Annotated in this window: 29 protein-coding genes and 1 pseudogene; 17 read left to right on the forward strand and 13 right to left on the reverse strand. The window is 43.8% G+C overall.

What is annotated here, in order from left to right; genetic code table 11:
* Positions 1–8 precede the first annotated feature (8 nt).
* Entirely contained in the window at positions 9–863 is an 855-nt protein-coding gene (locus tag DKT75_RS13980; protein ID WP_109824061.1) for a MurR/RpiR family transcriptional regulator, read from the reverse strand.
* 131 nt (positions 864–994) lie between these two features.
* Between DKT75_RS13980 and edd the strand changes: the two genes are divergently transcribed.
* Positions 995–2,815, forward strand: a complete 1,821-nt coding sequence (edd, locus tag DKT75_RS13985) for a phosphogluconate dehydratase (protein ID WP_109824062.1) — start codon at positions 995–997, stop codon at positions 2,813–2,815.
* A gap of 38 nt (positions 2,816–2,853) precedes the next feature.
* On the forward strand, positions 2,854–3,501 hold the full coding sequence (locus tag DKT75_RS13990; protein ID WP_109824063.1) for a bifunctional 4-hydroxy-2-oxoglutarate aldolase/2-dehydro-3-deoxy-phosphogluconate aldolase: 648 nt from the start codon (positions 2,854–2,856) through the stop codon (positions 3,499–3,501).
* Between the two features lie 76 nt (positions 3,502–3,577).
* Here the strand turns inward: DKT75_RS13990 and DKT75_RS13995 are convergent, their stop codons facing one another.
* The 4 genes from DKT75_RS13995 to DKT75_RS14010 all read right to left on the reverse strand — a co-directional run bounded on the left by DKT75_RS13995 (position 3,578) and on the right by DKT75_RS14010 (position 7,520).
* Positions 3,578–4,606 (reverse strand): LacI family DNA-binding transcriptional regulator, encoded by a 1,029-nt coding sequence (locus DKT75_RS13995; protein WP_109824064.1) that lies wholly within the window; start codon positions 4,604–4,606, stop codon positions 3,578–3,580.
* 82 nt (positions 4,607–4,688) lie between these two features.
* Entirely contained in the window at positions 4,689–5,642 is a 954-nt protein-coding gene (cobD, locus tag DKT75_RS14000; RefSeq protein WP_109824065.1) for a threonine-phosphate decarboxylase CobD, read from the reverse strand.
* Positions 5,643–5,652: 10 nt separating this feature from the next.
* Positions 5,653–6,564 carry an adenosylcobinamide-phosphate synthase CbiB gene (gene cbiB / locus DKT75_RS14005; RefSeq protein ID WP_109824066.1) on the reverse strand — a complete coding sequence of 304 codons (912 nt, stop codon included), beginning with the start codon at positions 6,562–6,564 and terminating at the stop codon, positions 5,653–5,655.
* A gap of 128 nt (positions 6,565–6,692) precedes the next feature.
* Positions 6,693–7,520 (reverse strand): DUF533 domain-containing protein, encoded by an 828-nt coding sequence (locus DKT75_RS14010; protein WP_109824067.1) that lies wholly within the window; start codon positions 7,518–7,520, stop codon positions 6,693–6,695.
* A 198-nt stretch (positions 7,521–7,718) separates the two neighbouring features.
* Between DKT75_RS14010 and DKT75_RS14015 the strand changes: the two genes are divergently transcribed.
* Positions 7,719–8,867 (forward strand): sirohydrochlorin chelatase, encoded by a 1,149-nt coding sequence (locus DKT75_RS14015; RefSeq protein WP_109824068.1) that lies wholly within the window; start codon positions 7,719–7,721, stop codon positions 8,865–8,867.
* Positions 8,868–8,936: 69 nt separating this feature from the next.
* On the opposite strand, the gene DKT75_RS14020 is transcribed toward DKT75_RS14015, so the two are convergent.
* Positions 8,937–9,716: a tetratricopeptide repeat protein gene (locus DKT75_RS14020; RefSeq protein WP_109824069.1), complete on the reverse strand. Its 780-nt coding sequence runs from the start codon at positions 9,714–9,716 to the stop codon at positions 8,937–8,939.
* Positions 9,717–10,113: 397 nt separating this feature from the next.
* Between DKT75_RS14020 and DKT75_RS14025 the strand changes: the two genes are divergently transcribed.
* The 9 genes from DKT75_RS14025 (at position 10,114) to DKT75_RS14065 (ending at position 19,585) form a co-directional block, all read left to right on the forward strand.
* On the forward strand, positions 10,114–10,773 hold the full coding sequence (locus DKT75_RS14025; RefSeq protein ID WP_109824070.1) for a response regulator transcription factor: 660 nt from the start codon (positions 10,114–10,116) through the stop codon (positions 10,771–10,773).
* Between the two features lie 180 nt (positions 10,774–10,953).
* Positions 10,954–12,258 (forward strand): urea ABC transporter substrate-binding protein, encoded by a 1,305-nt coding sequence (urtA, locus tag DKT75_RS14030; RefSeq protein ID WP_109824071.1) that lies wholly within the window; start codon positions 10,954–10,956, stop codon positions 12,256–12,258.
* A gap of 106 nt (positions 12,259–12,364) precedes the next feature.
* On the forward strand, positions 12,365–13,987 hold the full coding sequence (gene urtB, locus DKT75_RS14035) for an urea ABC transporter permease subunit UrtB (RefSeq protein WP_245923216.1): 1,623 nt from the start codon (positions 12,365–12,367) through the stop codon (positions 13,985–13,987).
* A 12-nt stretch (positions 13,988–13,999) separates the two neighbouring features.
* Complete coding sequence (gene urtC, locus DKT75_RS14040) at positions 14,000–15,088, forward strand: urea ABC transporter permease subunit UrtC (RefSeq protein WP_109824072.1); 1,089 nt, start codon at positions 14,000–14,002, stop codon at positions 15,086–15,088.
* Complete coding sequence (gene urtD / locus DKT75_RS14045) at positions 15,085–15,915, forward strand: urea ABC transporter ATP-binding protein UrtD (RefSeq protein ID WP_109824073.1); 831 nt, start codon at positions 15,085–15,087, stop codon at positions 15,913–15,915. Before urtC ends, urtD begins: the two co-directional genes overlap by 4 nt.
* A complete protein-coding gene (gene urtE, locus DKT75_RS14050; RefSeq protein WP_109824074.1) occupies positions 15,908–16,615 on the forward strand; it encodes an urea ABC transporter ATP-binding subunit UrtE in 708 nt (235 codons plus the stop codon). Before urtD ends, urtE begins: the two co-directional genes overlap by 8 nt.
* 168 nt (positions 16,616–16,783) lie before the next feature.
* Entirely contained in the window at positions 16,784–17,794 is a 1,011-nt protein-coding gene (locus DKT75_RS14055; protein ID WP_109824075.1) for a PD-(D/E)XK nuclease domain-containing protein, read from the forward strand.
* Positions 17,791–18,927 (forward strand): hypothetical protein, encoded by a 1,137-nt coding sequence (locus DKT75_RS14060; RefSeq protein WP_109824076.1) that lies wholly within the window; start codon positions 17,791–17,793, stop codon positions 18,925–18,927. The genes DKT75_RS14055 and DKT75_RS14060 overlap by 4 nt, the downstream gene beginning before the upstream one ends.
* Positions 18,908–19,585, forward strand: a complete 678-nt coding sequence (locus tag DKT75_RS14065) for a hypothetical protein (RefSeq protein ID WP_109824077.1) — start codon at positions 18,908–18,910, stop codon at positions 19,583–19,585. The genes DKT75_RS14060 and DKT75_RS14065 overlap by 20 nt, the downstream gene beginning before the upstream one ends.
* 97 nt (positions 19,586–19,682) lie before the next feature.
* On the opposite strand, the gene DKT75_RS14070 is transcribed toward DKT75_RS14065, so the two are convergent.
* The 5 genes from DKT75_RS14070 to DKT75_RS14095 form a co-directional block, all read right to left on the reverse strand.
* The gene (locus DKT75_RS14070) at positions 19,683–20,015 is read right to left on the reverse strand and encodes a type II toxin-antitoxin system RelE/ParE family toxin (RefSeq protein WP_109824078.1); all 333 of its coding nucleotides are present in this window, start codon (positions 20,013–20,015) and stop codon (positions 19,683–19,685) included.
* Complete coding sequence (locus tag DKT75_RS14075) at positions 20,016–20,258, reverse strand: type II toxin-antitoxin system ParD family antitoxin (protein ID WP_109824079.1); 243 nt, start codon at positions 20,256–20,258, stop codon at positions 20,016–20,018.
* Between the two features lie 178 nt (positions 20,259–20,436).
* Positions 20,437–21,981, reverse strand: a complete 1,545-nt coding sequence (locus DKT75_RS14080; RefSeq protein WP_109824080.1) for an ATP-binding protein — start codon at positions 21,979–21,981, stop codon at positions 20,437–20,439.
* A 145-nt stretch (positions 21,982–22,126) separates the two neighbouring features.
* The gene (locus DKT75_RS14090) at positions 22,127–22,432 is read right to left on the reverse strand and encodes a type II toxin-antitoxin system RelE/ParE family toxin (RefSeq protein WP_109824081.1); all 306 of its coding nucleotides are present in this window, start codon (positions 22,430–22,432) and stop codon (positions 22,127–22,129) included.
* The gene (locus tag DKT75_RS14095; RefSeq protein ID WP_109824088.1) at positions 22,417–22,680 is read right to left on the reverse strand and encodes a TraY domain-containing protein; all 264 of its coding nucleotides are present in this window, start codon (positions 22,678–22,680) and stop codon (positions 22,417–22,419) included. The genes DKT75_RS14090 and DKT75_RS14095 overlap by 16 nt, the downstream gene beginning before the upstream one ends.
* Before the next feature lie 113 nt (positions 22,681–22,793).
* On the opposite strand from DKT75_RS14095, the gene DKT75_RS14100 reads away from it, so the two are divergent.
* From DKT75_RS14100 to DKT75_RS14110, 3 genes are all read left to right on the forward strand, one after another.
* Entirely contained in the window at positions 22,794–23,051 is a 258-nt protein-coding gene (locus DKT75_RS14100; RefSeq protein WP_109824082.1) for an ATP-binding protein, read from the forward strand.
* A 107-nt stretch (positions 23,052–23,158) separates the two neighbouring features.
* Positions 23,159–24,412, forward strand: coding sequence for an ATP-binding protein (locus DKT75_RS14105; RefSeq protein ID WP_109824083.1), 1,254 nt, complete (start codon positions 23,159–23,161; stop codon positions 24,410–24,412).
* Between the two features lie 147 nt (positions 24,413–24,559).
* Positions 24,560–24,889, forward strand: a complete 330-nt coding sequence (locus DKT75_RS14110) for an L-rhamnose mutarotase (protein ID WP_109824084.1) — start codon at positions 24,560–24,562, stop codon at positions 24,887–24,889.
* 16 nt (positions 24,890–24,905) lie between these two features.
* Here DKT75_RS14110 and DKT75_RS14115 read toward each other — a convergent pair whose 3' ends face one another.
* Together DKT75_RS14115 and DKT75_RS14120 are read right to left on the reverse strand one after the other, a co-directional pair.
* A complete protein-coding gene (locus tag DKT75_RS14115; RefSeq protein ID WP_109824085.1) occupies positions 24,906–25,754 on the reverse strand; it encodes an amidohydrolase family protein in 849 nt (282 codons plus the stop codon).
* A gap of 15 nt (positions 25,755–25,769) precedes the next feature.
* Complete coding sequence (locus DKT75_RS14120; RefSeq protein ID WP_109824086.1) at positions 25,770–26,246, reverse strand: IclR family transcriptional regulator domain-containing protein; 477 nt, start codon at positions 26,244–26,246, stop codon at positions 25,770–25,772.
* A 76-nt stretch (positions 26,247–26,322) separates the two neighbouring features.
* On the opposite strand from DKT75_RS14120, the gene DKT75_RS14125 reads away from it, so the two are divergent.
* Together DKT75_RS14125 and DKT75_RS22055 are read left to right on the forward strand one after the other, a co-directional pair.
* On the forward strand, positions 26,323–26,634 hold the full coding sequence (locus tag DKT75_RS14125; RefSeq protein WP_109821425.1) for a transposase: 312 nt from the start codon (positions 26,323–26,325) through the stop codon (positions 26,632–26,634).
* Between the two features lie 47 nt (positions 26,635–26,681).
* Positions 26,682–26,886, forward strand: a pseudogene (locus DKT75_RS22055) (IS3 family transposase); the annotation flags it as partial.

A 26,886-nucleotide genomic window follows, 5' to 3' on the forward strand; every position in this document is an offset into this window, starting at 1 on the left:
ATAATAAATTAATCAGAGGTGACGTGTTTGTCGCTCAACGCTAAATTAGCGGTCAGTAGCTTTTTAGTCAGTGTTTCTTCATCTTCTAACGCAACTGCAATGGCTAAAGTGTCTAGAATAACGAGCTGCGACATGCGTGACTTGATGGGCGCGTAGTAGTCGCTGTCTTCTTTAACATCAATATGCAAAGTGATATCAGAGGCCTTTGCTAATGCTGAGCCGCTGGCGGTTATCGCAATAGTCGTTGCGCCCGCTTGCTTGGCTAACAAGATACTTTTGAGTAAGTCTTTAGATGTACCGGATCGACTGACCGCAACCACAACACACTCACTATCTAACAATGTCGCTGAGACGCTATGGATGTAGGGATCACTATAGGCAACCGTTGGTGTACCTAAACGAAAGAACTTTTGTTGAGCATCGCTCGCAACAATTCCCGAGCCTCCTTGGCCATAAAACTCAATGCGGCTTGCCTTGCGTAGTGCGATAACCGCCTCATTTAGGTTGTCGCCATTCAGTGTCGAACGCGTCTGGCTCAAACTAGAAATGGCACGATCAATGATCTTTTGACCAATGTTAAGCGGCGTGTCGTCTTCACTAATGTCGCTTAACAAGTGATGGTTAGGTTGCGACATGGTTTGAGCTAGTTTGAGTTTAAAGTCTTTGTAGCCAGTAAAGCCTAGTCGCCTACAAAAGCGAATGATAGTCGGCTCGCTCACACTAATGGCGCTAGAAATTTGAGCTATATTTTGATCAATAATGCTTTTAGCATTGTCGAGCACATACTCTGCAACCTTACGCTCAGACTTGCTTAGAGTGCTTAGTGACGTCTCAATGTGGGATAGCATGCTTGTATTACTCATTAATCAAAAATTCCAATAGTTTAGCTACAATTAGTCTGCTTGTGGTGACGGTGAATTAGTTTTCTCCTTGATTTTAGGAGTAAAATGTAGTTAAACTACATAAATATAAATTTACCAGTAGAGTCAAACAAATGACTATTTTAAACGCAGTGGTTGATCGTGTCACGGATCGAATTCGTAAACGTAGTACTGAGTCTCGCAGCTTATATTTAAAACGTATGCAAGAGGCCACAAAACATACAGGCCGTCACGGCCTTGGTTGTACCAACCTTGCGCACGGTGTTGCTGCTGCTCCTGCCAGTGACAAGATCATGCTTGTTCAAGAGCGTCCAGCTAACCTTGGTATTATCACATCTTACAACGACATGTTGTCAGCTCATTCTCCTTATGCGCGCTACCCTGACTTAATTAAAGAAGCAGCACGTCGAGGCGGAGCAGTTGCGCAGGTTGCAGGCGCTACACCTGCTATGTGTGACGGTGTGACACAGGGTGAGCCGGGCATGGAGTTGTCATTATTCAGCCGTGACTTGATCGCAATGAGTACCGGTATTGCACTGTCTCACAATGTATTTGATGCGGGAATGTACCTTGGTATTTGCGATAAAATCGTACCGGGTTTATTGATCGGTGCGCTACGTTTTGGTCACCTTCCAGCTATCTTCATACCTTCAGGACCGATGGGTACAGGTATTAGTAATAGCGACAAGGCTAAAGTTAGACAGCGTTATGCAGAAGGTAAAGCAGGGCGTGCAGAGTTACTTGCCTCTGAGTTAGCGGCTTACCACAGCGAAGGTACTTGTACTTTCTATGGTACGGCGAATAGTAACCAAATGCTGATGGAAATTATGGGCTTACATGTGCCAGGTGCTGCATTTGTACCACCGCATGGAGGCTTACGAGATACCTTGACTAACCGAGCTGTTGACCAGCTTTTAGCAATGACAAAAGCGGGTGGGACTTACAAGCCATTGACTGACATCATTGACGAGCGTGCGATTGTAAATGGCATGATTGGTTTGATGGCAACGGGTGGTTCGACTAATCACACGATCCATTTGGTTGCGATTGCGAGTGCTGCAGGTATCAAAATTGACTGGGATGACTTTACTGAGTTGTCAGAAGTTGTGCCGTTGATTGCGAAGGTTTATCCAAATGGACAAGCTGACATTAATCAGTTCCACGCCGTTGGTGGTGTCGGTACGGTTATTCGTGAGCTATTGGAAGCAGGCTTGTTGCATGAAAATGTTGAAACAGTGTCGGGTTCTAGTCTAGCGGATTATGCGACTGAGCCATTCCTCGAAGAAGGAAAGCTAACTTGGCGTCCATCTCCAGCAGCTGGCGATAACGCAGAAATTCTTTCAACGGTGGCTAAGCCATTCCGTGAGAAGGGTGGATTGAAATTGTTAGCGGGTAACTTGGGTCGCTCTGTTACAAAAATTTCAGCGGTTGATCCTGAGAATTGGTTAATTGAAGCACCATGTCGCATTTTTGACTCACAAGAAGCCGTACAAGAAGCATTTAAAGCGAATGAATTAGATCATGATGTCGTGGTTGTAGTTCGTTTTCAAGGCCCACAAGCTAACGGAATGCCTGAACTACATAAGTTGATGCCAGTGTTGGGTGTGCTTCAAGATCGTGGCCAGCGCGTTGCATTGGTCACTGATGGTCGTTTGTCAGGCGCGTCGGGTAAAGTGCCAACGGCTATTCACATGACGCCAGAGTGTTTGGTGGGTGGTGGTATTTCACGACTACGTGACGGTGATGTTATTCGTGTTGATTGTGAAAATGGTACGGTAGGTGCGTTAGTTGATGATGCTGAGTGGAATGCACGTGAGCTACAAACGACACCTTCAGAAAAAGAAGACTTTGGCTTCGGTCGAGAACTATTTTCGGCCTTCAGAAAAAATGCAGGCGATGCAGAGGCCGGAGCTTGTGTATTTGATGTAGAATAACTACTTAACTTATATATGTGATAATAGAGGAAGAACTGATGTCAAAGATTGATGTGTTTGCAGCATTAGGCGGTAACCCTGTAATACCAGTACTAGTGGTTGAAGATGTTGCGCATGCGGTACCAATGGCAAAAGCGCTAGTTGCTGGAGGCTTAACGGCTTTAGAAGTTACTTTGCGTACTGATTGTGCGCTTTCAGTAATCGAGCGTATTGCAAATGAAGTACCAGAAGCAATCATTGGTGTTGGTACTGTTACTCGCCCTGAGCAGTTTGATGAGGTGAAAAAAGCCGGCGCACAGTTTGTTGTAAGCCCAGGTTTGACACCGACGCTAGCTCAAGCAGCACTTGATAACGAAATGCCATACCTACCAGGTGCTGTGACAGCATCTGAAGTCATTAGAGCAATGGAGCTTGGGATTACTGATCTTAAGTTTTTCCCTGCTGGAACATCGGGTGGTGCAGCGGCACTGAAAGGTTTCTCAACGGTATTTGCTGGCGTTCGTTTTTGCCCAACAGGTGGAGTGAAGCCGGGTAATATGGCTGACTACCTGTCTCTACCAAACGTTGTAACGGTTGGTGGTACATGGTTGGTAACGTCTGAAATGATGAACAATGGCGAGTGGAGTGAAATCACTCGTATCGCTGCTGAAGCACGTGCTCAAGCAGATGGCATTTTAGCGAGCTAAATAACTGCTAAGTAGTCACACCAAGGTCGTACTCTTAATTGGGTACGGCCTTTTTTTTATGTTCTAAGTGATAGGTTTATCTTTCGATAATACTTTGGCGGCAGATCAAACTTGTTGCTAGTGTTACTTTGCGGGCAACTTTCCCCTCAATACTAGACTCAACTGCCAAGTCAACAGCAGCCTCACCCAGTTGTTGAGCCGGTAAGTGTATTGAAGATAAGGGTGGCTCCAAAAATTGAGCTGCTGGAATATCATTAAAGCCAATGACCCCAATATCCTTTCCAACTTCTAGCCCAGCTTCTTTAATAGCACGGTAAGCACCAACCGCTATTGTGTCATTCGCCGCGATAATTGAATCAGGCAGCTCTTTAGGGTTAGATAAAATCTCTTTGCTTAACTCGTAACCACTTGACGTGTCAGGGCTAAAACGTACCCAGTTAGGGTTGAGTTCTTGGCTGTCATGCATGTGCCGAAGGAATGCTTTATAGCGTTCTTCTGAGAAATTATTATAAAGGTCATTTTCTGGAAGCGGTGAGCCTACAAAGCCAATCCTTTTATAACCATACTGTTGTAATGAGCGAACTACTTTCTTCATTGCCAAGGCTAGGTCGCATGAAACCGTAAATGTCTCATCGTCTTCTTTTTCTGCGTCTATAAACGTAATTGGGATATTTAAAGACTTAAGCTGCTTAACTTGAGCGGCATTATGAGGGCCGATGGCAATCACTGCAGAGGAGTCGGCCATGGTAGACAAACTATGTTTACCGTCAGTCATGTATTGCATAATCGGCTCTATACCGAGTGTTTCACAGCGGCTCTCTATGCCTAAGCGAATGCCTACAAAGTATGGGTCAGCCAGTTCTTCTACGCGTGTTAGGTAGTGAGCAATAGCAACGGTTCGTAGTTGAGATTGCTGCTTTATCGAGCGTAATGGTTCTGAGCGATTACGGCGACGAGGCGTTGAATAATTGAGTGACTCTGCCGTGTCGAAAATGCTGACTCGTTTTTTTTCTGAAATCGATAGCGTGTCATCGTAATTTAATACGCGTGAGACTGCCGACGTCGATACGCCAACTTTTTCAGCTATTTGTTTTAGTGTAACCATGGCGAGTGGTCCTTTGTCTGGGCTTGAGGGGGACCACAGGCCAATTTACAGATATCTATTTTTGTCTATCTAATATATTAGTCTAATCAGTGGGGCTTAGTCCAAACCTTAGTGCGCCAGTTTCTTTAAATATTCGTGTTAGTACACCATTTGTACAAAGTCTTTCGTGTTCTTCTGCCGCCATTTCTTCACCCATAGAAACGTAGGCAAATAATCCTGCTTCTGACACTTCGCACTGATAAATAGCCTGTAGACGCGCTTTTAATCCCGCCATTGCCTTAGGAATTCGAATGCGTTCTTTACGTTGCCATTCAAAATCACTTAAGGCTAATCGTCCAGCCCAGCGAGCAGGGTGACTCACAGACCAATCATCTTGCAGACCCACTAAACCCTTTAATACCTTAGGGTCAGTCCACACAAAGCCTAAACGAACACCCGCCAAACCAAAAAACTTACCGATAGAGCGCAAAACAATAAGGCCTTCTACTGCTTGTGATTGAATAAGACTTCCTTCTGGCGTTAGGTCCATAAAGGCTTCATCGACCACTAACCAGCCACCGTTTCTACTAATAATGGCGTGCCAATACTGTAGTTGTTCTATCGAATAACGTTCGGCGGTTGGATTGGTCGGGTTAACGAGTAGCAGCACGTCTAGATTAGGGATAGCACTTTCAATATCTTCCGCTGCAATACTAGTAACCGTATGCCCAGCGTCTACCCACGCTTTTTGATGGCTGTGGTAAGCCGGAGTAATAATGCCGACACGGCTAGTGTTTCGAAGGAGTGGTAGTCGTTGAATCGCTTCTTGAGAGCCTGCTACAGGTAATAGTTGAGCACTTCCATAATAGACAGCTGCCGCTGCCTCTAACCCATCATTCACTTCTGGTAGTCGCTGCCAAACAGCGGCAGGCACGGCAGGTAATGGGTAGCTGTTAGGATTAATACCTGTTGAGAGGTCGATCCAGTTGTCCAGTGGAATATTGTACTGTTCACTGGCTTTTTTGAGCTGCCCGCCGTGTTGGTGGCTTGGTTGCATTGGTTATTCCTTACGAAAGCAGGGCATAGGTGCCTGCTAAAATTAAAGCGATGCTGCTCCAGAGGTATACGCAGCGATCAATCAAAATGAGTGCTCGACTAAGGTCTTTGGCCTTAGGTGCAGAGCCAGAGCCGAGTGTCGGACGAGATTTTTGTTTACCGTGATAAGTCGCATTGCCGCCAAGACTTATAGAAAGAGCGCCTGCGCCAGTAGCCATTACTACGCCCGCATTTGGGCTATACCACTGACCTATTTGGGCACGCCATGCTTTCATTGCGCCCATAAAATTACCGGTGAGGGCGTAACTAAAAGCGGTAAGGCGTGCAGGTATTAGGTTAAGTACGTCATCAGCGCGAGCAGAGAATTTTCCAAATTGCTCATATCGATCGTTACGATATCCCCACATGGCATCAAGCGTGTTACATAAGCGATAAAGCACGACAGCAGGCGCACCGCCAATGGCTAACCAGAACAGAGGAGCAAAAATAGCGTCGCTACCATTTTCTAATAAAGACTCAATACAGCCGCGGCTGATCTCTTCTTCGTTTAATGATGAAGTATCTCGACTGACTATCCAGCTTAGTTTGGTGCGTGCGGTAGCTATGTCGCCAGAGAGTAGGGCTTGTTCAACCCATTGGCCATGTTGCCTGAGGCTTTGCCAGCCTATCGCTAGGTATCCACATAGAATGCTCATCCACCATCCGCCTAGCAGTTGGTCGATTATCCATGTGATAAAAACAATAGGAATGACAGCAAGTGTCCAAGCAATAACGCCTTTGCTGATTTTGGCGTTGCCATGATTGAGTGTTTTTTCGATACGATCAACTATCGCGCCATAGCCCACTAGCGGATGGAAGCGTGAAGGCTCACCAAGTACTCGGTCGAAGGCTAATGATAGTGGAATAGTTAAAAGCTGAAGCATTGATTTGGCGAGTAGCGATAATGGTGCAGAGGGTATCAGTAGCGGTAACGGTTATCACTATTTTTTAGCATAAAAAAACGGCCCAGTATTTCTACTGAGCCGCTTTTATGATGCTTTAACGACTTAACTTAAGAGTAAAGTGTTGGTGCACCTAGCTGTGTGTGAATCTCGTTGCTAGCTTGCTCAGAGATGTTCAAACCTTGACGTAGTGCGTCTAGGTAAACAGCTTCTTCTTTAGTGTCTAGAGTGATAGACATTAGAGACATAAGATATACCTGCTGCTCTAGGCCGCTTGGTACGTCAGCGATTAAACCTTGAAGGTCTAAAGGTGCTGCTAGTTCGTTACGAACAAACTCAGCTTCTTCTTCAGTCACGCCATCTTCACTTAGGTGTTCAGTGATTTTCGCTTTTTCGTCTGCGTCTAGCTGACCGTCAGACTTAGCTGCACTGATCATTGCGCGAAGTAGAACCGCAGCATTTCTTTCGTCAGCATCAGACACTTGCTCAGGTGCATTACCTTGAAGTGCGTCATTAAACATGCTGCCGAAGTCTGGAGTACTGCCGCTAGTTGCAGCTGTTGCGCCACCTAGTTGACCAAGAAGTCCACCAAGTCCGCCTGTTGCGCCACCTTGCTGACCTTGACCTGCAAGACCAGATAGTAAACCACCTAGACCGCCAGCGCTTGAACCGCCTTGTTGGCCGCCCATAAGGCCACCTAGTAAACCACCTAGACCACCAGCGCTGCCACCTGTTTGTGACGTGCTGCCACCCGTCAAACTACCAAGAAGTCCACCAAGACCGCCCGTTGAACCGCCTTGCTGGCCACCCATAAGACCACCTAACATGCCGCCAAGACCGCCAGTAGAACTACCACTGTTGCCGCCCATAACTTTACCAACGCCCTTTGCCACGATAACGCCCATCGCGACTTTTCCTAATGTTCCCATTAAACTCATTTGGTGTACTCCTCTTTAAAATTATTAATTAGCGTACTGATAATAGCCGCTAAGAGACTTAATTACTTACCCTTTTAGTGACAAAGCAGATAAAAGGGTTCAATTTTAATCATTTTCCTACGTGTGGTCTGTCTTCTTGTAATATGGGGTGTTCAGCGTTGATAATGGCACCTTTAAATCTCAGTGCGCAGTATTGCTATGAAAAAGACAGGAATTATGATTTGCGGCCATGGTAGCCGTTCAAAGATTGCCGGCGAAGAATTTGGTTTATTGGCGAAGGGTTTAAAGGCCCGTTACCCGCATATTCCTGTTGAATATGGCTTCTTAGAATACTCTTCTCCAAACATCCATATGGGCCTTGACAGTATGATCGAGCAGGGCGTAGAAGAGATTTACGCTGTGCCAGGTATGTTGTTTGCTGCTACTCACGTGAAAAATGACATTCCATCAGTACTGACAACATACCAGCAAAAACATGATGGCTTGAAAATTCATTATGGCCGCGAGCTTGGTTTGCATTCTTTAATGATTCAAGCATTTGAAGCGCGTATTCTCGAAGCGATGGACATGACCGAAGTCCCAGCGCCGGGCGCTCTTTACGACACAATGTTAGTGGTCGTTGGACGTGGTACGTCTGATACAGCTGCCAATGCAGAAGCAGCAAAATTGACACGTATTGTTGCCGAGGACCTTGGTTTTGGTTGGGCTGAGACAGTTTACTCTGGTGTTACCTTTCCTTCAGTTGGTCGTGGTTTAGAGATGGCGTTGAAGTTGGGCTATAAGAAAATCGTTGTAGCGCCTTACTTCCTATTCTCTGGACGTTTGATTACACGTATTCATAACTATGTGGATAAAGTAGTCAATGAAAACCCAGATGTAAACATTATGACTGCGCACTATCTTAGTGACCAAGCGCATGTACTAGACACGTTTATGGCGCGCATTGACGAGTGTGCTGCAGGTGAAATTGTTGAAAGTAATGACTTGATGAAGTCTTTTCATGAACGTTTAGCGAAAGGTGAGATTGATATTCATCATCACCATGCTGAGTACCAACCAGAAGGTGGTCATACGCACTCTCATGATGGTCACACACATACTCATACCCATGAGAAAAAACCAGCGTCAAACAAAAGTGCGGTTAGTGCAGAAGAGCATGTTAAAGCTCACGGCCACTCACATGGTGTTTACAAGCACATAGCGCACCCACACGGGCCGCGCACCATGGTTGATGATCATTTATGTCATTGCTTTATGAGTCAGTTACCTGCGGAGGTCATTGAAGAGGAGCGACGTATACGAGCAGAGCAGGGCATTAAGCCTGTACAGGCTGAGCCACCTCACTAAGCGACTTCGTACTTAAAAAATCAGCCATTCCTAAAAGGGTTTATGGAATGGCTGTAGCAGGTGGGGGTATTAATGTAGCGTGTCGGTGTAAGCCAAGCTTTGTGTTATCTCTTCATCATCGTCGTTGCTTAAGGCTGCTAGTACACCTTTTTCATGTCCTAATGCTGCAGCGACACCAAGCCAGAAGTGACTAAGTTGCAGGTTGTGCGGGTGGTCTTCTGCTATTTCTAGGTACCAAAGGCCCAGATCAATCGCAACGATTGAATCCTGCTGCACTGCAAGGTTAAACCATTTTGATGCTTTATCTTGATGCTCGGGGAAGCCAAGGTAAAACAGTCCTAAATTTAGTTTCATCAATGCGTGGCCTTGTTCGGCCGCTTGGATAAGGAGTTGTTCGCCAGCGTCAGGGTTATGCGGTACGTTAGTTCCGCCTTCTGAAATCAGCATGCCTAGGTTGTATATACCGTGAATGTTTCCTTGCGCAGCAGACTCACTATATAGTGTCATCGCTGTTGTCATATCGACGGGTACGCTGCCGTCACCAAACTCATACATGCAGCCTAGTCTCTCTTTTGCAGGTGCGTAGTCTTGCTCCACTGACGCACGAAACCAGCGAAAAGCAGAGTCATAGTCACGTACAGACTCAATGCATTGCATCAATACGCCTGCATTGTGCTGAAAAAATCGATCGCCTGTATTCGCGAGCTTTAAAAACACACCTAGCGCTTGGTCATAACTTTCTGAGCTTATGTAGGAGTCAGAGAGTTTTTTTGCATTCGTGTGTTCGATATTTGACTCATCAAATTGTAAAAATAATTTACACACTCTAGCGTTGTTTGCTTCATTCACGGTTACTTGCCTCCCCAGGTCTAGTTAATTGGGCGATATATCATCGTCCTATATTCCGTACAGCTTATGTTAAGGGTTCTTAACAATTTGTTAATCACCCTGTAGGGTGAATGCTAGATCCTATTTTTTCTTTAATGGCGCAAATCCGTTGAATAGCGACCGGAAATTTAAAAGACGGTCTAGACCTACTTTAAAAAGTTCATTTGAAGTTCTCTTTAAAGAAATTAGCTGGGCGAAGAGGGTGTAAGATAAAGGTGTGGATTTTTTTACAAATAAGTAACGGCTGCCGTCCAGTAGTGTTTATTTATATTGAGTTGTTCCTTCAGGTATAGTTAGAGGGGGGCTCGAGTGAGCGCGTTCTATAAGCATCAATAGTTAGTTTTACTGGTAGCGGCATATGAAAATAATCCACGTAGATGATCATCCCCTTTTCTCAGAGGGCATGAGCAGTCTGCTCAGTTTGCATGACTCCACTATGGACGTCTTAAGCTTGGCCAGCGGTCGAGAGGCTTTGGCATTATTAGATACAGAAAAAAATATCGATTTGATATTAATGGATCTAGATATGCCTGATATTAATGGGTTTTCTATGCTGGAAGCTATTAATCAAAGAGGGCTGGATATTCCCGTTATTGTTATTTCCGGCAGTGAAGACCTGTGGGAAATTCGAGCAGTTATGGAGTCCGGTGCTGCTGGTTTTGTACCAAAAACGAATAAACCTAAGCAGCTTCTTGAGGTCTTGAAGGCTGTTATCGAGGGTGATAAAGAGCCTTATTTACCCGATGATATTAAAGTGGCTATCTCGTGCTTACCTCAAGTTACGCCTTCTGACGAAGTCGATCGCTTGCTTGCACAATTTGGTATTAGCGCTAAACAATTTGAAGTGCTGAACCTGATGCATAAGGGTTACAACACAGTAGAAATTGCTAAAATGCAGTTTGTAAGTGAGAACACTATAAAAAGTCATACTAGTGCATTATTTGCCGCGCTTGAGGTTAAGGAGCGCCTTAAATGCGTTACACGCGCTTCAAGTTTAGGGTTATTGCCTCGAATATAGCTGCAATCTCTTTCGCACTATTTTGGCGCATATATTAAAGAATGGTCTATTTTTAGTGCGTTAAGCCGTTGTTCAATTAACTTGTTTGGTCAGCGTTAAGCTTTAATTTAAACGTTTTTCAAAGTGGCACGCTCTTTGCTTTCTTCATTACTGAAGTCCAATAATATGAGATTATAAGTAATGAAGAAGCAATTCAAAGGAGTTCTAGCGTCTGTTGTGACTGCTGGATTAGTATTTGGGGCAACTGTGGCATCTGCTGGAAGTCATTCAGCTGAGACTATTAAGGTCGGCGTATTACACTCGTTATCAGGAACAATGGCAATCAGTGAGACAACATTGAAAGACACAATGTTGATGCTGATTGAAGAGCAAAACAAAAAAGGTGGTCTACTAGGTAAACAGCTTGAAGCAGTTGTTGTTGATCCTGCATCTGACTGGCCACTATTCGCTGAGAAGACTCGTGAGCTTCTTACTAAAGATAAAGTAGATTCTATTTTCGGTTGCTGGACTTCAGTATCTCGTAAATCAGTTCTTCCAGTCATTGAAGAGCTAAACGGTCTACTTTTCTACCCTGTACAGTATGAAGGTGAAGAGTCTTCTAAAAACGTATTCTACACAGGTGCAGCGCCAAACCAGCAGGCTATTCCAGCGGTTGAATACCTAATGGAGCAAGGCGTAAAGCGTTGGGTTCTAGCAGGTACGGATTACGTTTACCCACGTACAACTAACAAAATCTTAGAAGCATACCTAAAGAGTAAAGGTGTTGCTGAAGAAGATATCATGATCAACTACACGCCTTTCGGTCATTCTGACTGGCAGTCAATTGTTGCTGACGTTAAGAAGTTCGGTAGCGCAGGTAAGAAGACAGCAGTTGTATCTACTATCAATGGTGACGCTAACGTTCCTTTCTATAAAGAATTGGGTAATCAAGGCGTAGACGCTGAGTCTATCCCTGTTGTTGCATTCTCTGTTGGTGAAGAAGAGCTTTCAGGTTTTGACACTAAGCCTCTAGTAGGTCACCTAGCTGCATGGAACTACTTCATGAGCGTTGAGAACGATGCTAATGCTGAGTTTATCAAGAAGTGGAAGGCATTCACTAAAGACGACAAGCGTGTCACTAACGACCCTATGGAAGCTCACGTAATCGGTTTCAACCTTTGGGTTCAAGCGGTTGAGAAGGCTGGTACTACAGATACTGATGCAGTTGCTAAAGCAATCATCGGTCTAGAGACGCCAAACCTTACTGGCGGTATCGCTAAGATGCTACCTAACCACCACATCACTAAGCCTGTTCTAATTGGTGAAATCCAAGAAGACGGTCAGTTTGAAGTTGTTTCTGAAACTGACGGTACAGTAGCTGGTGATGCATGGTCTGACTTCCTACCGGGTTCTAAAGATCTAGTATCTGACTGGACTGACCCAATGAACTGCGGTAACTACAACACTGTTGAGAAGAAGTGTGTAGGTGCAGTTGCAGCTAAGTAATTCACTCTGAATACTTTGCAAAAATAGATTCGTACATGCGCGCGTAGCCTCCACAGCGCACATGTACGAATTTTTTAGTTAAAAGAAATACAAGGAGGATGGTTAAGTGCGACCAACCAGTATTGCCATAAGGCACTGGGTTTTTGCGTTCATACTAAGTTTGATAGCCGGTTTTTCAACGGCAGTCCATGCTGATGAGGCTATCTTCCAAGGTGGTATCGAAAACCTCTTAGCTAAAAGCTTCAACGACAAAACCCAAGGCGCTCAACAAATTGCCGAAAGCGGTGATGACCGAGCAGAACAAATTCTAAAAGCGCTACTCGACAGACAGCTCTTTTCTACCAAATCTGATAAGACATTGGTGTTCTTCGACAAAGACACGGATGCAACTCAAGCCAAGCAAGTCGTTAGCGGTGAAATTCTGCCAGTGACTGATGTTAAGTCGCTTCAACGTATTAGAACGAATAACAAAATGCGTGGCGTCATCAAGCGATTGATTGCCAACATTCAGTTATCTAACCCTGACCCTGTTAAGCGCTTAGCGGCGGTCAAAGAAATCATGGGGAAGGTGACGTCTGATCAAATTGATGCGGTCAAAACATTGTCTGAGAGCGAGCCTAACGCAGAAGTTAAGCGTGAAATGGAAACATTGGTTCAGTTGTCAGAGCTTCAGTCTAGTGATGAAGACGTTGTCAAAGCAGCAATCATTGGTCTAAAGGGAAATATGAACCAGCAGGTTCGTCCTAAGCTTGAAGACTTACTGACGTCTGAAAGTGCAGAAATTGCGGCGAGTGCTAAAACCACGCTAGAGGCAATTAATAAAAAAGTCACGTGGTACGGTCACCTTGAAACCTTATTCTTTGGTTTGAGTTTGGGTTCTGTGCTGGTACTTGCGGCGATTGGTCTAGCGATTACCTTTGGTGTGATGGGCGTGATCAACATGGCGCATGGTGAATTGATCATGATTGGCGCTTACACCACTTATACGATTCAGCATTACATTATGCCGAACTATCCGGGTGTCTCGCTTATTTTGTCTATTCCAGCCGCTTTTGTGGTTGCAGGTTTAGTTGGAATAATTATCGAGAAAACGGTGATTCGTCATTTGTATGGACGTCCTTTGGAAACGCTACTGGCGACCTTTGGTATCAGTCTAATCTTGCAGCAAGCGGTGCGAAGCATCTTCTCTCCACTGAATCGCTCGGTTGAAACGCCAGAGTGGATGTCAGGTTCTATTCAAATTAATGAAGTGTTGTCGCTGACGTTAAATCGTTTGTATGTGATTGCCTTCTGCTTAGTAGTTTTTGCGGCACTATTTATTGTGCTAAAGAAAACCTCATTAGGTTTACAAGTACGTGCCGTTTCGCAAAACCGTGGCATGGCGCGCGCGATGGGTGTGAAAGCATCCAAAGTTGATGCGATGACATTCGGTTTAGGTGCAGGTATTGCAGGTATCGCAGGTGTTGCGCTATCGCAGCTAACTAATGTTGGACCAAACCTTGGTCAAAGCTACATTATCGACTCCTTTATGGTGGTTGTATTTGGTGGGGTAGGTAACTTGTGGGGCACGCTGATTAGTGGCTTCTCATTAGGTATTGCCAATAAGTTTATGGAGCCGTATGCGGGTGCAGTATTAGCAAAAATACTCGTACTGGTCTTCATTATTCTATTCATTCAGAAACGTCCTCGTGGGTTATTCCCGCAGAAAGGGCGAGCAGCTGACTCATAAAGGGGTGATGAAATGTTTAGAATGTTAAGAGGCGATTACGGTGGTCAAATCCTGATTGCCCTAGTTGTATTGGCTTGTGCCATTGTTCCTTATTTGAATTTATATGTGCCACCGAGCAGTCCGTTCCACTTGTCTACGTTTACGGTGACGCTGTTGGGTAAGTACCTAACGTATGCGCTGTTAGCGTTGTCGGTTGACTTGGTTTGGGGTTATTTGGGTATCTTGAGTCTGGGTCATGGTGCGTTTTTTGCACTCGGTGGCTATGCGATGGGTATGTACCTGATGCATCAAATTGGTGATCGTGGTGTTTATGGAAACCCTGATCTACCTGACTTCATGGTGTTTTTGAACTGGGATCAGATACCGTGGTTTTGGCAAGGCTTCGATATGTTCTGGTTTGCCATGATCATGGTGATGTTTGTGCCGGGTGTATTGGCTTATGTGTTTGGTTGGTTAGCATTCCGTTCGCGTGTAACGGGTGTTTACTTGTCGATCATCACGCAAGCATTAACCTACGCATTGCTACTGGCTTTCTTCAGAAATGAAATGGGCTTTGGTGGTAACAACGGACTGACCGACTTCAAAGACATATTAGGGTTTAACCTACAGTCAGATGAAACGCGAATAGGTTTGTTTGTCGCATCGGGTATCGCATTGATACTGGGTTACTTGAGCTGTCGTGCCATTGTTGCATCACGTTTAGGTCGTGTTGCCGTTGCGATTAGAGACTCGGAAGACCGTGTACGTTTTATCGGTTATCGTGTTGATAAAGTTAAGTTGGCTATTTTCACTTTCTCAGCAGTGCTTGCCGGTATTGCGGGTGCGTTGTATGTGCCACAAGTCGGTATCATCAATCCGGGTGAGTTCTCTCCGCTAAACTCAATCGAATTAGTGGTTTGGGTTGCTGTGGGTGGTCGTGGAACCTTATACGGTGCTGCACTAGGTGCGATCCTTGTTAACTATGCAAAGACTTACCTAACAGGTGCGCTGCCAGAAGTTTGGTTGTTCGCGCTGGGTGGTTTATTTGTTTTCGTAACGCTGTACATGCCTAAAGGTATTGTTGGCTTGATGCGTCGTCGCCAAAAGGAGATAGGGGCATGAAGCAACTAGATACTTTGCGCGAAACAATGCGCCGTGACGAAGTCTTTTCCTTCGTAAAGCCCGATGCAAATATTCAGCCGATTACCGACCGAGGCGTGATTCTCAGTCTGGAAGGCGTGAATAAGTCATTTGACGGTTTTAAAGCGATCAATGATTTGAACATGGCGATTGATGCAGGCGAGTTGCGCTGCATCATCGGGCCGAATGGTGCGGGTAAAACCACCATGATGGATATCATCACGGGTAAAACTGTGCCTGATACAGGTCGTGTTCGTTTTGGTCAAACCATGAACTTGCTAGGCATGAGCGAACCTGAAATTGCCCAAGCAGGTATTGGTCGTAAGTTTCAAAAACCAACGGTATTTGAAGCACTGACGGTTGCGGAAAACCTTGAGTTAGCGATGCAGGGAGATAAGTCAGTCTGGTCGACCTTCCGCGCTAAGCTCAGTGGCAGCCAGCAAGACTACTTGGGTGAGGTGCTTGAAACGATTGGTTTGCAAGATGGTGCAAAGGGTCGTTCTGGCTCTTTGTCTCATGGACAAAAGCAGTGGTTAGAAATTGGTATGTTGCTGATGCAGCGTCCGCATGTCTTGCTGGTCGATGAGCCAGCGGCTGGTATGACTCACCAAGAAATGGATAAAACCACCGAGCTACTAACATCGCTCGCGGGTGATCATACGGTGGTTGTCGTTGAGCACGATATGGACTTTGTTCGCTCGATCGCACAGCGAGTCACGGTATTGCACCAAGGTCATGTATTGGCTGAAGGCTCGATGGATGATGTTCAGCAAGATCAACGCGTTATAGAGGTGTATCTCGGTGAGTGATAGTCTACTAAAAATCAGTGGTTTAAATCAGTATTACGGTGAAAGCCATACACTTTGGGATCTTGCTTTAGAAGTTCCTAAAGGTAAATGTACCTGCTTAATGGGACGTAACGGCGTGGGTAAAACCACGCTGCTTCAATCTATTATGGGCTTGCTGCCGACTGAGTCTGGGCAAATGGTATTTGATGACGCTCGTATCGAAGGTGTGCGTGCTGAAGAGCGTGCCTCATTGGGAATAGGTTATGTGCCGCAAGGTCGTCAAATATTCTCACTGATGACCGTGCAAGAGAACCTTGAAATAGGGTTGCTGGCGCGTACTGATGGTGTGAAACAAGTGCCAGAATTCGTGTACGACTTGTTTCCTGTATTGAAGGATATGCTCAAGCGTCGTGGTGGTGATTTGTCAGGTGGTCAGCAGCAGCAGTTAGCGATTGCACGTGCTTTGATGATTGATCCGAAGATGTTGATATTGGACGAGCCGACTGAGGGTATTCAGCCGAATATCGTACGTCAGATTGGAGACATTATTACTCAGTTGAATGAGGAGCTTGGTTTGACTGTTTTGCTGGTTGAGCAGAAGCTGCCATTTGCGAGACGGGTTGCGGATACGTTTTGTATTATTGATCGTGGTAGGTCTGTGGCGCAGGGTGAGATTGCTGGGCTGAATGATGGGTTGATTGAGAAGTATTTGACGGTTTAAATTTTAATTCTACTCAGTATCATCAAATAGTCTGGGTTGGCGAATTATTGTAATGATATTGTAAGTACCGTATAGTTTTTGATGACTGTTACTTCAAAAGCCATGAATAGGCTTGTTTTTATCAGTATAAAGTCTGTATCAGAAGAGTAATGTCTATGAGGTTTAAGAGTGGCTGAAACTAAAAATATCGGTGAAATGGCAGCTATATTAGCCAGAAAAATATTGCCAAAGCTATATTGGGAGGAAGTTCAAGGCCCTGCTGATACTAGTTGGCCTTGTGAGAAGCCTGAGCATAAAAAGAAAGATCACCCAACTGATGCAGTTTATCGTTTTATTCATCCGTATACAGGTCGAGAAAACTACATCATTTTTGATTTTAAAAGTATGGCGTCAGATAGTATTCAGCCTACGAATATTGTTAGCTCTTTAAAGAGCATGGCGTTGACCTTAGACTGCTCAAAAGTGAGTGAAACATGGAATAGGCGCTACGCGGGTGATGCAAGTCATGACAATATTGGTGGATTATTGGTTTATAACAGAGATGATGCTTATAAGCGTGATTTAGCAAGGCATGTTGAAGGCAAGCTGTTTGATAGTTTTCCAGAACAGTGGCCTCAGGTCACTAAGCGCCAAGAAATTATTATTATAGACCCTGAAACGATTACTTTTTTGAATAGCATGTACTCAGATTTAGCTGAGTTAGAGAGCGAAAAGCAAATCCCTGATATGAGTAAAAGAGGTTTTTTTCATCCTAATAAAATCCTCAATGATAATGAAAGGTTATTAGCGCCTCTTGACTACTATGAAACTCCGTTACTTCCAGACCAAATAGACTCAAATATAATTTTTCGGTGTTACTACTCTGAAAGTGAGAAGTTTGACTTTTTGGTGTATTACCGAGACAAAGGGGAAAGTCATGAAGAGTTTATGTATCTTTTTGATCAGTTGATTAGTTATCAAATTGTCAGCCAAGCAAATACTATTCAAATCAGGGCATATGATCCTGTTGATGATGCTTTCCCTTTATTTAAAAGAGCTAAAGAGTTATTTGCAGCTTACTCTTCTCATGATGACTTTATTGTAGAATTGATGATGGAAAGACTTGATATGATTACATTTACGTCTTTTGATAAAAAGGTGCCTAAGTTCTATGAGGTTGAAGTGGGAATGCCAAAATGAGGAAAAAGGCTAGTTATTTTTACCCGATGCCTGTTGATATTAAAGATGCTTTGCTTTCCAGTGCAGGACAATACTCTTTGGCTAAATTACATCGTATTGCGGTCGTTAAAGGCTTGATGCTTTCGCCTGAGTTGTCTCGAAAAGAACTTTGCGAGCGGATATCACTCCTTCCTTTTTCTTATAAGGAGTTTTGTGCGTTATCTGATTCATTGTTATCAAGTAAAAGAACGGCGAAAACAGAAACTACAAAATTAAACTCATCAATCACAGAAGAAGATGTTGAGTTGGGAGCAGAAGTACTGAAAAGTTTGCCTAATCACAGCATTAAAATAACAAGGCATCAAGGTTCTAGGATTCAAATCAGAGCGGAATATACCGAGTTTGATCATAAGCATACTCGATTAAAGCAGAGAGTGGAGAGAGAGGCAGTAGTAAATATTATTCGTGGGAAGGATAATAAGCTAGTAATCAATGGCCCAGACACTGAGCATACTAGGATGATGGTTAATCTTATGGTTAACCAAATAAAAACTGAAACCAGTAAAAACCCTGAGCCTGAACGTATAGACCTTTCTTCATATAATACTCGTGAAGTAAATAAGTTCTTTCTAGAGTTTACAAAGAGCACTACAGGTCTCCAGTTTAAGAAAGCTGTTGATATTAAATTAAAAAAGGCAGAGCTAAGTTTAGGAGATGAAGAAGAGGAAGAAGAGGAGGCTAAAAAGGTAGGGGCTGAACTATTAGGGAATATTAAAAGTGCTTCTTTGTCTGGTGATACTGTACTTTCATCACCTCAAGTTCAAGAGTTTATAAACAGTGGAGAGTATTATATTGTTAGTCTTCGCTGGGAGACAAAGCCAGTAGCAATAGAAAACGCTAGACCTAAAGAAAAGATAACATCTGTAAATGCTATACTTTTGGTGGAAATTAAAGCTTCTCCAAGTAGTACACGTAAAAACTTCAGCTATGATGTGCTCAGGTATAAGCCTGAGAAAGTTAGTTCCTTTGAGTATCGTAAAGGCTTTATGAGCATTAGTAGTGATCATAAAGCAAAATATAAAACGATGTTAGGCGAAAAAGCCTACGAGCTTTTCGCGAGGTTGAAAAAATCAGATGAGGAATCAGTGGTATAAAGTTGTATGGAACCTTCCTTTTGATGAATTAAGAGAGGGGCTGTTAAGTAACGCCTATTCTGAGTCTGAAGGGCAGGGCTTTTTCATTGATACTGCCTTTCCACAGGGTTGTATCACTGGGCGCTACGCGACTAAAAAAATAGTGACTGAGCAGTCACTATCACCTCAAGGCTTTTTAAGTGATTATGAACGCTTCATATATGCAACCTATCACTTTGAAATAAATACAAGTAATAAGTTATCTCTACTGGTTTATGATTCACCTAGGGGGGTCTCCGAGCTCGGCTCTGCACTTGCAGATGTTACAAGTCAGCGAGTAACTTTCTATGATGCTAAAGTTGATTTGAAGTCATGGGTTTCTCAGCTTAAATCAAAGTTAAGTGATTTTAGTTTGAGAAGAGTTGATGCTGTTCAGGTAGGATTTGGCGAAAGTGCCTCAGCGACCGTTACGCTTAGAGGTGGAGGGGATCTTATTTCTATACTTGAGAGTAGGTCCGATGGCGGGAAAATTACGAAAGTAGAATTCACGTTTAGGTCTGATAAGGGTTTACACAAGGCAACTATAAACAACAGGTGTGGCTTTTTTTGTAGTGATAAGTATGGCGAAGAGTATCTAAAGCCTATTTTGCTTGAGCAACTATGTTTGCTTCTAGCTTAGAGAGTGTAATTTTAGTTGTACTTAGTTACGCGTATTTCGATCATACTCACATACTTGCCAGTAGTTTTTCAGAAAATATTGATATCCTGAAAACCTCCTATGACCGTGGTTCTTGAAAAGAGTTATTGAATAAGCGCTCAATATCTCGTTGTCCATGTAACACACGAATAATATCAATGGTTTGATCATCCGATAGATAAAAGACCAGATACGTTGAGAGTTTTTTCAGTGGAAACATCTTCATACCAGATAACGCAGCAGAGTGATATTCTCGTTTTATACCGATCTTGGGGTTCTCAGTGAGTAGGACAAAGCATTGCTGAAGGTCTTTCACAAAGCCTTGAGCTGCGGGGATGCTGGACTCAGCAAGGTAGTCGACGATCTCATCAATGTCATCAGAGGCTACTGGTCGGATGTATAGGTTTAACATTTAGCTTAACTTACTTGCGCGTTTATTAAGGCGCTCCCAAAAAGTATTGTCTACGGGTGTAGATGGTTCAGAACTCAGTCCTATTAAAAGTGCTTGCTCAAGCTTTTCCTCAGCGGCTCGTTGTTTATCTGCACGGATCAACGCTCGAATATAATCACTAGGATTGCTGTAGTCTGAGCTTTTAGCGCGCTGTTGAACGAAATCTTTTAAGTTGTCTGGTAGTGAAACATTCATAGTTGCCATGACTTAACTCCTAGTTTAATGAGACTAGACTACCATTTTGGCAAACTTTGTCAATTTGTGGTGATCAGCGTTTTATGGCTATCGGGTTTTTATAGTAATACAGGTTACTATGATGAAATTCTACGGTCGTGAAACTACACTCATAGCACGCAGGGTATTGGAATAGTTGGTAGTGTTTCTATGTTTGCTCCACCTCAAACCCAATCACATTCCGAGAGTCTTTACTAAACTCCACTCCAACCATATAAATTGGCTGCTTTAAAGCGCGGTACTTATCCGCATAACCCTTATCTTTAATCTGCTGCAATGCATTCCCATCAGGTGCTAGTTCAACCACCTTAAATTCAAATATGTACACTTGGCTGTTAAACTTCAGTGTCATGTCAATACGGCCTACATTCGTACAGTCTTCAACCGTGACATCTAGCCCCAGCGCAGCAAAGTATGAGTAAAAAACACTAGCGTAAAAGCCTTCGTAGTTTTGAATCTTATTATTCGAATACCAGTGGTGCGGAATGCTAGCAAAAAAGCTATGAAACAGTTGCTTCAGTCCGTCAAAGTCATTTTCCAGCAGCAATGTATACAAGCTCATACGTTGCGTGACTTGTGTTTCTGTATTCTGAACTAAGTACTGGAGCAGGCTATTATTTAAGCTTTGGTAGACTTCTTTGTTTGGGTAGCCTAGTCGATAAAAACGGTTTCCACCTAAGTCTGTTGAGTCTTTGATGGTGAGGTAGCCAGTTTGAAACATAACTGCTTCGATAGGCATGTTTTCAAGGTCAAAGCTGGATAGCAAAGCGTCGTCACTGTTGCGACTAGATAAGTTGGGTGTGGGGACTTTTTGAGTGCTAATCAGGTCAATCAAAAAGGTAGGTGTGCCCGTTTCAAACCAGTAGTTTTTAAACTCTCGTCTGTCAAAAAGCTGTAACACATCAAATGGGTTATAAACACTTCCACCTAGCCAGTTATAGCCGTTGTACCACTCTTTAACTTGTTCGCGGTCTAAGCCCGTAAGCTCTGGAGCAAATATGGTATCAATATCATGGTCGGTGTAGCCACAGATAGTGGAGTAGCGAGGGTCTAGCGTAATGTCCGTTAGGTTATTTAGCCCTGAAAATAGGCTTACTTTCGAGAACTTACTAACGCCTGTGAGGAGAGTGAATTTGATGTGTGAGTCATAGTCTTTAATTGTGCTGTAAAAGCCACGTAAAAAGTCACGATTCTCTTTTGCTAGCTCAGGTGAGCTGATCGCATCTAAAATAGGCTTGTCGTATTCATCGATCAAAACCACAACGGGTAGTTTAGCTTTTGAGCTAACGTTATCCATCAAGTCTGCAAAGCGACTGCCTGCATCATCAAACTGGCGTTTCACATCGAATGTTTGCTCAAGACGTGAGAGTTGTTGATTTAGGGATTCTGCTAAGCTTTGTTGTTGGTTGTAATTCTTACGTCCAAAACTAAAGCGCAGTACAGGGTACTTAACCGACCAATCCCATTTGTCATGGATTGCTAAGCCTTCAAATAGAGCTTCATTCCCTTCGAAAATCTCTTTCAGGGTATCTAAAAATAAGCTCTTTCCAAACCGACGTGGGCGAGACAAAAAGTAGTGTTTGCCATTTTCTACCATATCAAGCGCCAACGATGTTTTATCTACATAGTAGTAGCCGCCTTGGCGTATTTCGCTAAACGTTTGTATTCCTATGGGTAGCTTTTTTCGGCTCATCGTATTGGTTTCTATGTGGTTAGTGGTTTTATTTTAGCATTGCCTTGTGTTACGAGTAGTGATTTGTTCATCGGCTCTATTTATTCTTTGATGATCAAGGTTTTCCAGAATAATAAAGAGCCTTTGTTTGGTCGTGCTGACCGTATCATATATTCTCTACGCTGAAGTTGTTTTCACGGCTATGTCGGACTCGCACAATAATGACTATGTCTTTGTCTAATCTGTAACGAATAATATATTCACCACTCCCAAACGTAAGGATCAACTCGCGATAATCAATAAGTTCTTCCACAGGCACGCCCGCACTTGGGTTGTCTTGAAGTATTTTCGCACCTTCTAAAATGCGTTTCGCGGCCCGTTGTGCAGCAACTGGATTCTTAGATTTTAGAAAGCCTCTTAGGCGCTCAACATCTTTAGCTGCCTGTGGTAACCAAGTTACTTCGTAGGGCATGATTTTTCCTGATCAGTACCCCATGACTCAAGCCAATCGGTCATTGCATCATTGCTGATGGTTTCACCTGTTTCTTGATATTCCTCCCAGCGAGCAACGGTGAGGTCATTTTCATATTGCTTGCGCTCTTCTTCTTCGATGTATCTTAATAGTGCAGCTTTAGCTAAAAAGCTTTTGGAGCGTTGAGTGCGCTCAGCTAATGCATCGAGGCGGTGTTCTAATGTTTCATCTAAGCGGATACCTAACATAGATAACTCCGTATGCTTGTTTTCAATGTTTAACAAGTGTAACACTATTGTAAGTAGAGCAATAGAAACCATGATAATCAGCAAAGTTTGTGAGGTGCTGAGTTTTTCTGTGGATGTTGATTGATAACGGCCGTTTTTCTCAAGCAGAGATGATTGACTTCGTGTTAAGTAAAAACTCTCCTTTTCTATCGGAAGGACGTCATTTACTCATCGAGGAGTTTGGTAAGGACTATGGGACGTATTTCTCGATATTGGAACTTATTGCTAGCGGTAAAACAGGGCGTGGCGAGATTGAGTCAGTTCTGGGTATCAACACGGGTGGTTATTTACAGCGCTTGAGTGAGGTTTATGATGTCAGTGACAGCTTGTAAATGCTGAGTAGTTTCATATGAAACCAAGTGATTTATTTTTCAGGTATGCAATTTGGGCGTAATATTGTATTATTGGTGTTAAATATTACGCCTAAATTGTATTGCTTATGATAAATAGAACGGTTTATAAGTTCATCCAGAAGAAATCAGCCTCGAAGTTTGGTCGCATCACGACGCTCACTGGAGCGAGGCAAACGGGAAAGACCACGCTTGTCCAAGAGGCTTTTCCTGACTTTGACTACATTTCTTTGGAAGACCCCATTACCCGGCCAGATTATGCGGCGTTGTCTGCTGTGCAATGGCATGAGCAACATCCGTTAGTTGTGTTGGATGAAGTGCAAAAGCTGCCGCAGCTTGTTGAGTCTGTAAAGGCAGTATACGACCAATTTGCAGATGCTCGTTTTGTGTTGCTTGGCTCTAGTCAAATACTTCTGCTAGAGCAAGTGAAGGAGAGTCTTGCTGGGCGTACTGCTTTGATTGAACTCTATCCGCTGACACTGCCAGAGAGACTGACTCATTCATGGGATGATGAGATTAAAGAGTCTCGGTTGGTGAGTTTTTTAAAAGACACCAATAACACTACTTACTTGCAAGGTATCCCGCAAACTAGCGAACAGTTCGCTAAAGCCTGCGTTGAGTTTGATGAGTATCTTCAATACGGGGCAATGCCTGCGATTGTTGATGATTCTTTGGAGAGTACTGAGAAGCGTGACTGGCTGCGTGATTATGTGAGCACCTACTTGCAGCGTGATATTCGCGACCTTGCCAATTTAAGGGAGCTGGAGCCTTTTGTTAGGGCACAAAAAACACTCGCATCGTTAACGTCACAGTTATTAAACACCAGTACGTTGGCAAAGCAGGCGGGTATTACTAATGTGACGGCAAAGCGTTTTATTCACTATCTTGAAGTGAGCTACCAGATTATTTTGCTGCCGCCTTGGTTTCGTAATCAAAATAAGCGTTTGTCGAAATCACCAAAAGTGCATTTTCTTGATTCTGGTATTCAGCGTATCTTGTTGTCACGCACAGGTGAGCTAACAGGAGGAGAGTTCGAAAGTGCTATTATTTCAGAGTTCTATAAGCAAATTAAAAATAATCGTTTAGAAGTTGAGTGTTATCACTTACGCACAGCAGACGGTAAAGAGGTTGATTTGCTGCTAGAGCTTGAGGCTGGGTATATTGCTATTGAAGTTAAGAAGACTAAGAATGTATCGCTATCGGATGCTAGGCATCTACGGAAGTTAGGGGATATTCTGGATAAACCGTTATTGCACTCCTTGGTGGTCTCGAACGATCCACGGGTGCAGACTTGGGATGAGGGAAGTATTACTGCACTTCCAGCGGCTTGGTTGTTTTCATAATCATAGCTCTATGATCGTTGGGAAAGTGGAAGAGCGGATTATAGTAATACAGGTTACGATAATGCGTATTACTATACTTCTTCCTCAATATTGAAAGCTTTAAGTAATTAATAATACTAAGTATTTTTTAAATAAAAGGAGGAAGTAATGGAGCGTATGGGAATGGTAATCGGGATTAAGCCTGAGAAAATTGCGGACTATAAACAGTTACATGCCGAATGCTGGCCTGAGATTTTACAGAGCTTGTCCGATGCGAATATTAAGAATTACTCCATTTTCTTGCGTGAGCCTGAAAACTTATTGTTTGGGTATTGGGAATATCATGGCAGTGATTTTGAAGCAGATATGAAATCCATTTCTGATCAAGAAGTGACTCACCGTTGGTGGGATTTGTGTACGCCTTGTCAGGAGCCACTGGAAATTAGAGGTGAAGGGGAGCACTGGGCAATGATGGAGTCAGTGTTTTATCACGATTAATTACAGTGGATGGGTCTTAAATTTTTAATGAATAAAGCTGCATTGCATTTTGGCCCCAGAGCTTTTCCTTGGCACTTTGGTCGAGGTGTTGGGTTAGGTTTTCTAGCGCGTTAGTTACTCCCGCATAATCGCTCGCAAGTAGGCATACTGGCCAGTCTGAGCCGAACATGAGTTTGTCATCACCAAATAGGGCGAGTAGCTTATTCACATAAGGCGCTAGTGTTTGTGGTGTCCAATCATCCCAGTTAGCTTCAGTAACCATCCCTGAAAGCTTGCACCACACGTTTTTTTGAGCGGCTATTTCAGTCATTAAATCAGACCAAGGTTGTAGCTCACCGCTTGCAATAGTGGGCTTTGCAATGTGATCAATAACAAATTTAACGTTTGGGTTGGCTTTTATACAGAGGATACTCGCAGGTAGCTCCCGTTCCTTAATCAATAAGTCGTAAACCAAGCCTGCCTCGCCAATTGCTGTGATGCCTCGCATCACTTCAGGTAGAGAAATCCAGTCTGGGTTATTCTCATCATGTACTTGATGACGAATGCCAACAAGGTATTCACCGCCGACCCCAGACTTTAGTGTATTAAGTTGTTGAGTAATATCGGTAGCGGTTAAATCCACCCAGCCAACAACACCTGCGACATAGTCAGTATCTACTGCTATTTTTAAGAATTCACGCGTCTCGTCAATGTCTGACACCGTTTGTACTAGCACTGTTTTATCAATGTTAGCCTTAGCAAGTAATGACTTCAGGTCTTCTGGCGAGAATGGCCGACGAATAGGTGATAGCGCATCACCGACCATCCACGGGTATGTTCGGGTGAGTGGGTCCCAAAAATGGTGGTGGGCATCTACACGTGGCATGGCGTATTCCTAATGTTAATTAATGGATAACTCATTGGCTAATGTGAGTAGCAAGTCTAGTGTTGCTTGAGGGTCGACTTCACTACTGTCTTCTAGGCGCTGCATATAAGGACAGGTTAGTACTGCAAACCCTTCGCCATAAGGTGAGCGAATAGGGACTGAGATATCTTTCATGCCGACTAACTGTTTGCTGTCGACAACCTGATGCCCTTGCGCTTTTACATCCTTGCACTGTTTATAGAAAGTCTTTTTCGCAGGTGCTTTATAGCCAGCAAGTACCGCTTCGGCAAAGAGTTCTTCTCTATGTTCATCTTCTAGAAAAGCCATCAAGCTTATGCCTGAGCTGGTTTGGAATAAATTTAGCTTAGCGCCGACTCTCAATCGAAACTCCCAGTGTCCAGGAGGGCTTGCTTGAGCCAGTACCAGTGCCGAACCTCTGTCTGGTGCAACAAGGTGAAGGGATTGCTTACTGTTGACGGCAAACTGATCCATCAACGGTGTAGTGGCACACTAAATTTGGCCACCTGATTAGAGGTGATAAACTCACTTTAACTAAGCAGGTGTAAATATGACAAAACGAACCAGACCAACCTACTCACCCGAGTTCCGCCTTGAAGTTGCTCAAGAGGTCGTCGATAAAGGGCGCAATGTTAAGGACGTCTCAGAGAGTTTAGGATTAGGAAAATCGACGGTCGATAAATGGGCAAGACAGCTTAAACAAGCGCGTAACGGTCAGCTTTCTAGCGCTGCACCACTGACCTCTGATCAACTTAAAATTCGTGAGCTTGAACGTAAAATCAAACGGTTGGAAGGCGATAACGACATCCTAAAAAAGGCTTCAGCTCTCTTGATGCAGGACTCAATCAAAGGTTTGCGCTGATCCGTCAGCAGCAAGAGAGCCACAGTGTCAGCCGTTTATGTCGAGTATTGGCGGTCAACCGAAGTAGTTACCGTTACTGGTGCAAACCATCTAAAACTGTTTCACCACAACGCCTTAAACTGATCGCGGAGCTCAAGCGCTGGTTTGGCCTAAGTGGAGGGTCAGCAGGTCAGCGAAGCTTAGTTACACTGCTTGTTAGTACTGGTTTTAACGTCAGCCGATGGTTCGTGAGCAAACTCATGAAACAAGCAG

This window comes from Leucothrix arctica (assembly GCF_003172895.1).
GTDB classification, from domain to species: Bacteria; Pseudomonadota; Gammaproteobacteria; order Thiotrichales; family Thiotrichaceae; genus Leucothrix; species Leucothrix arctica.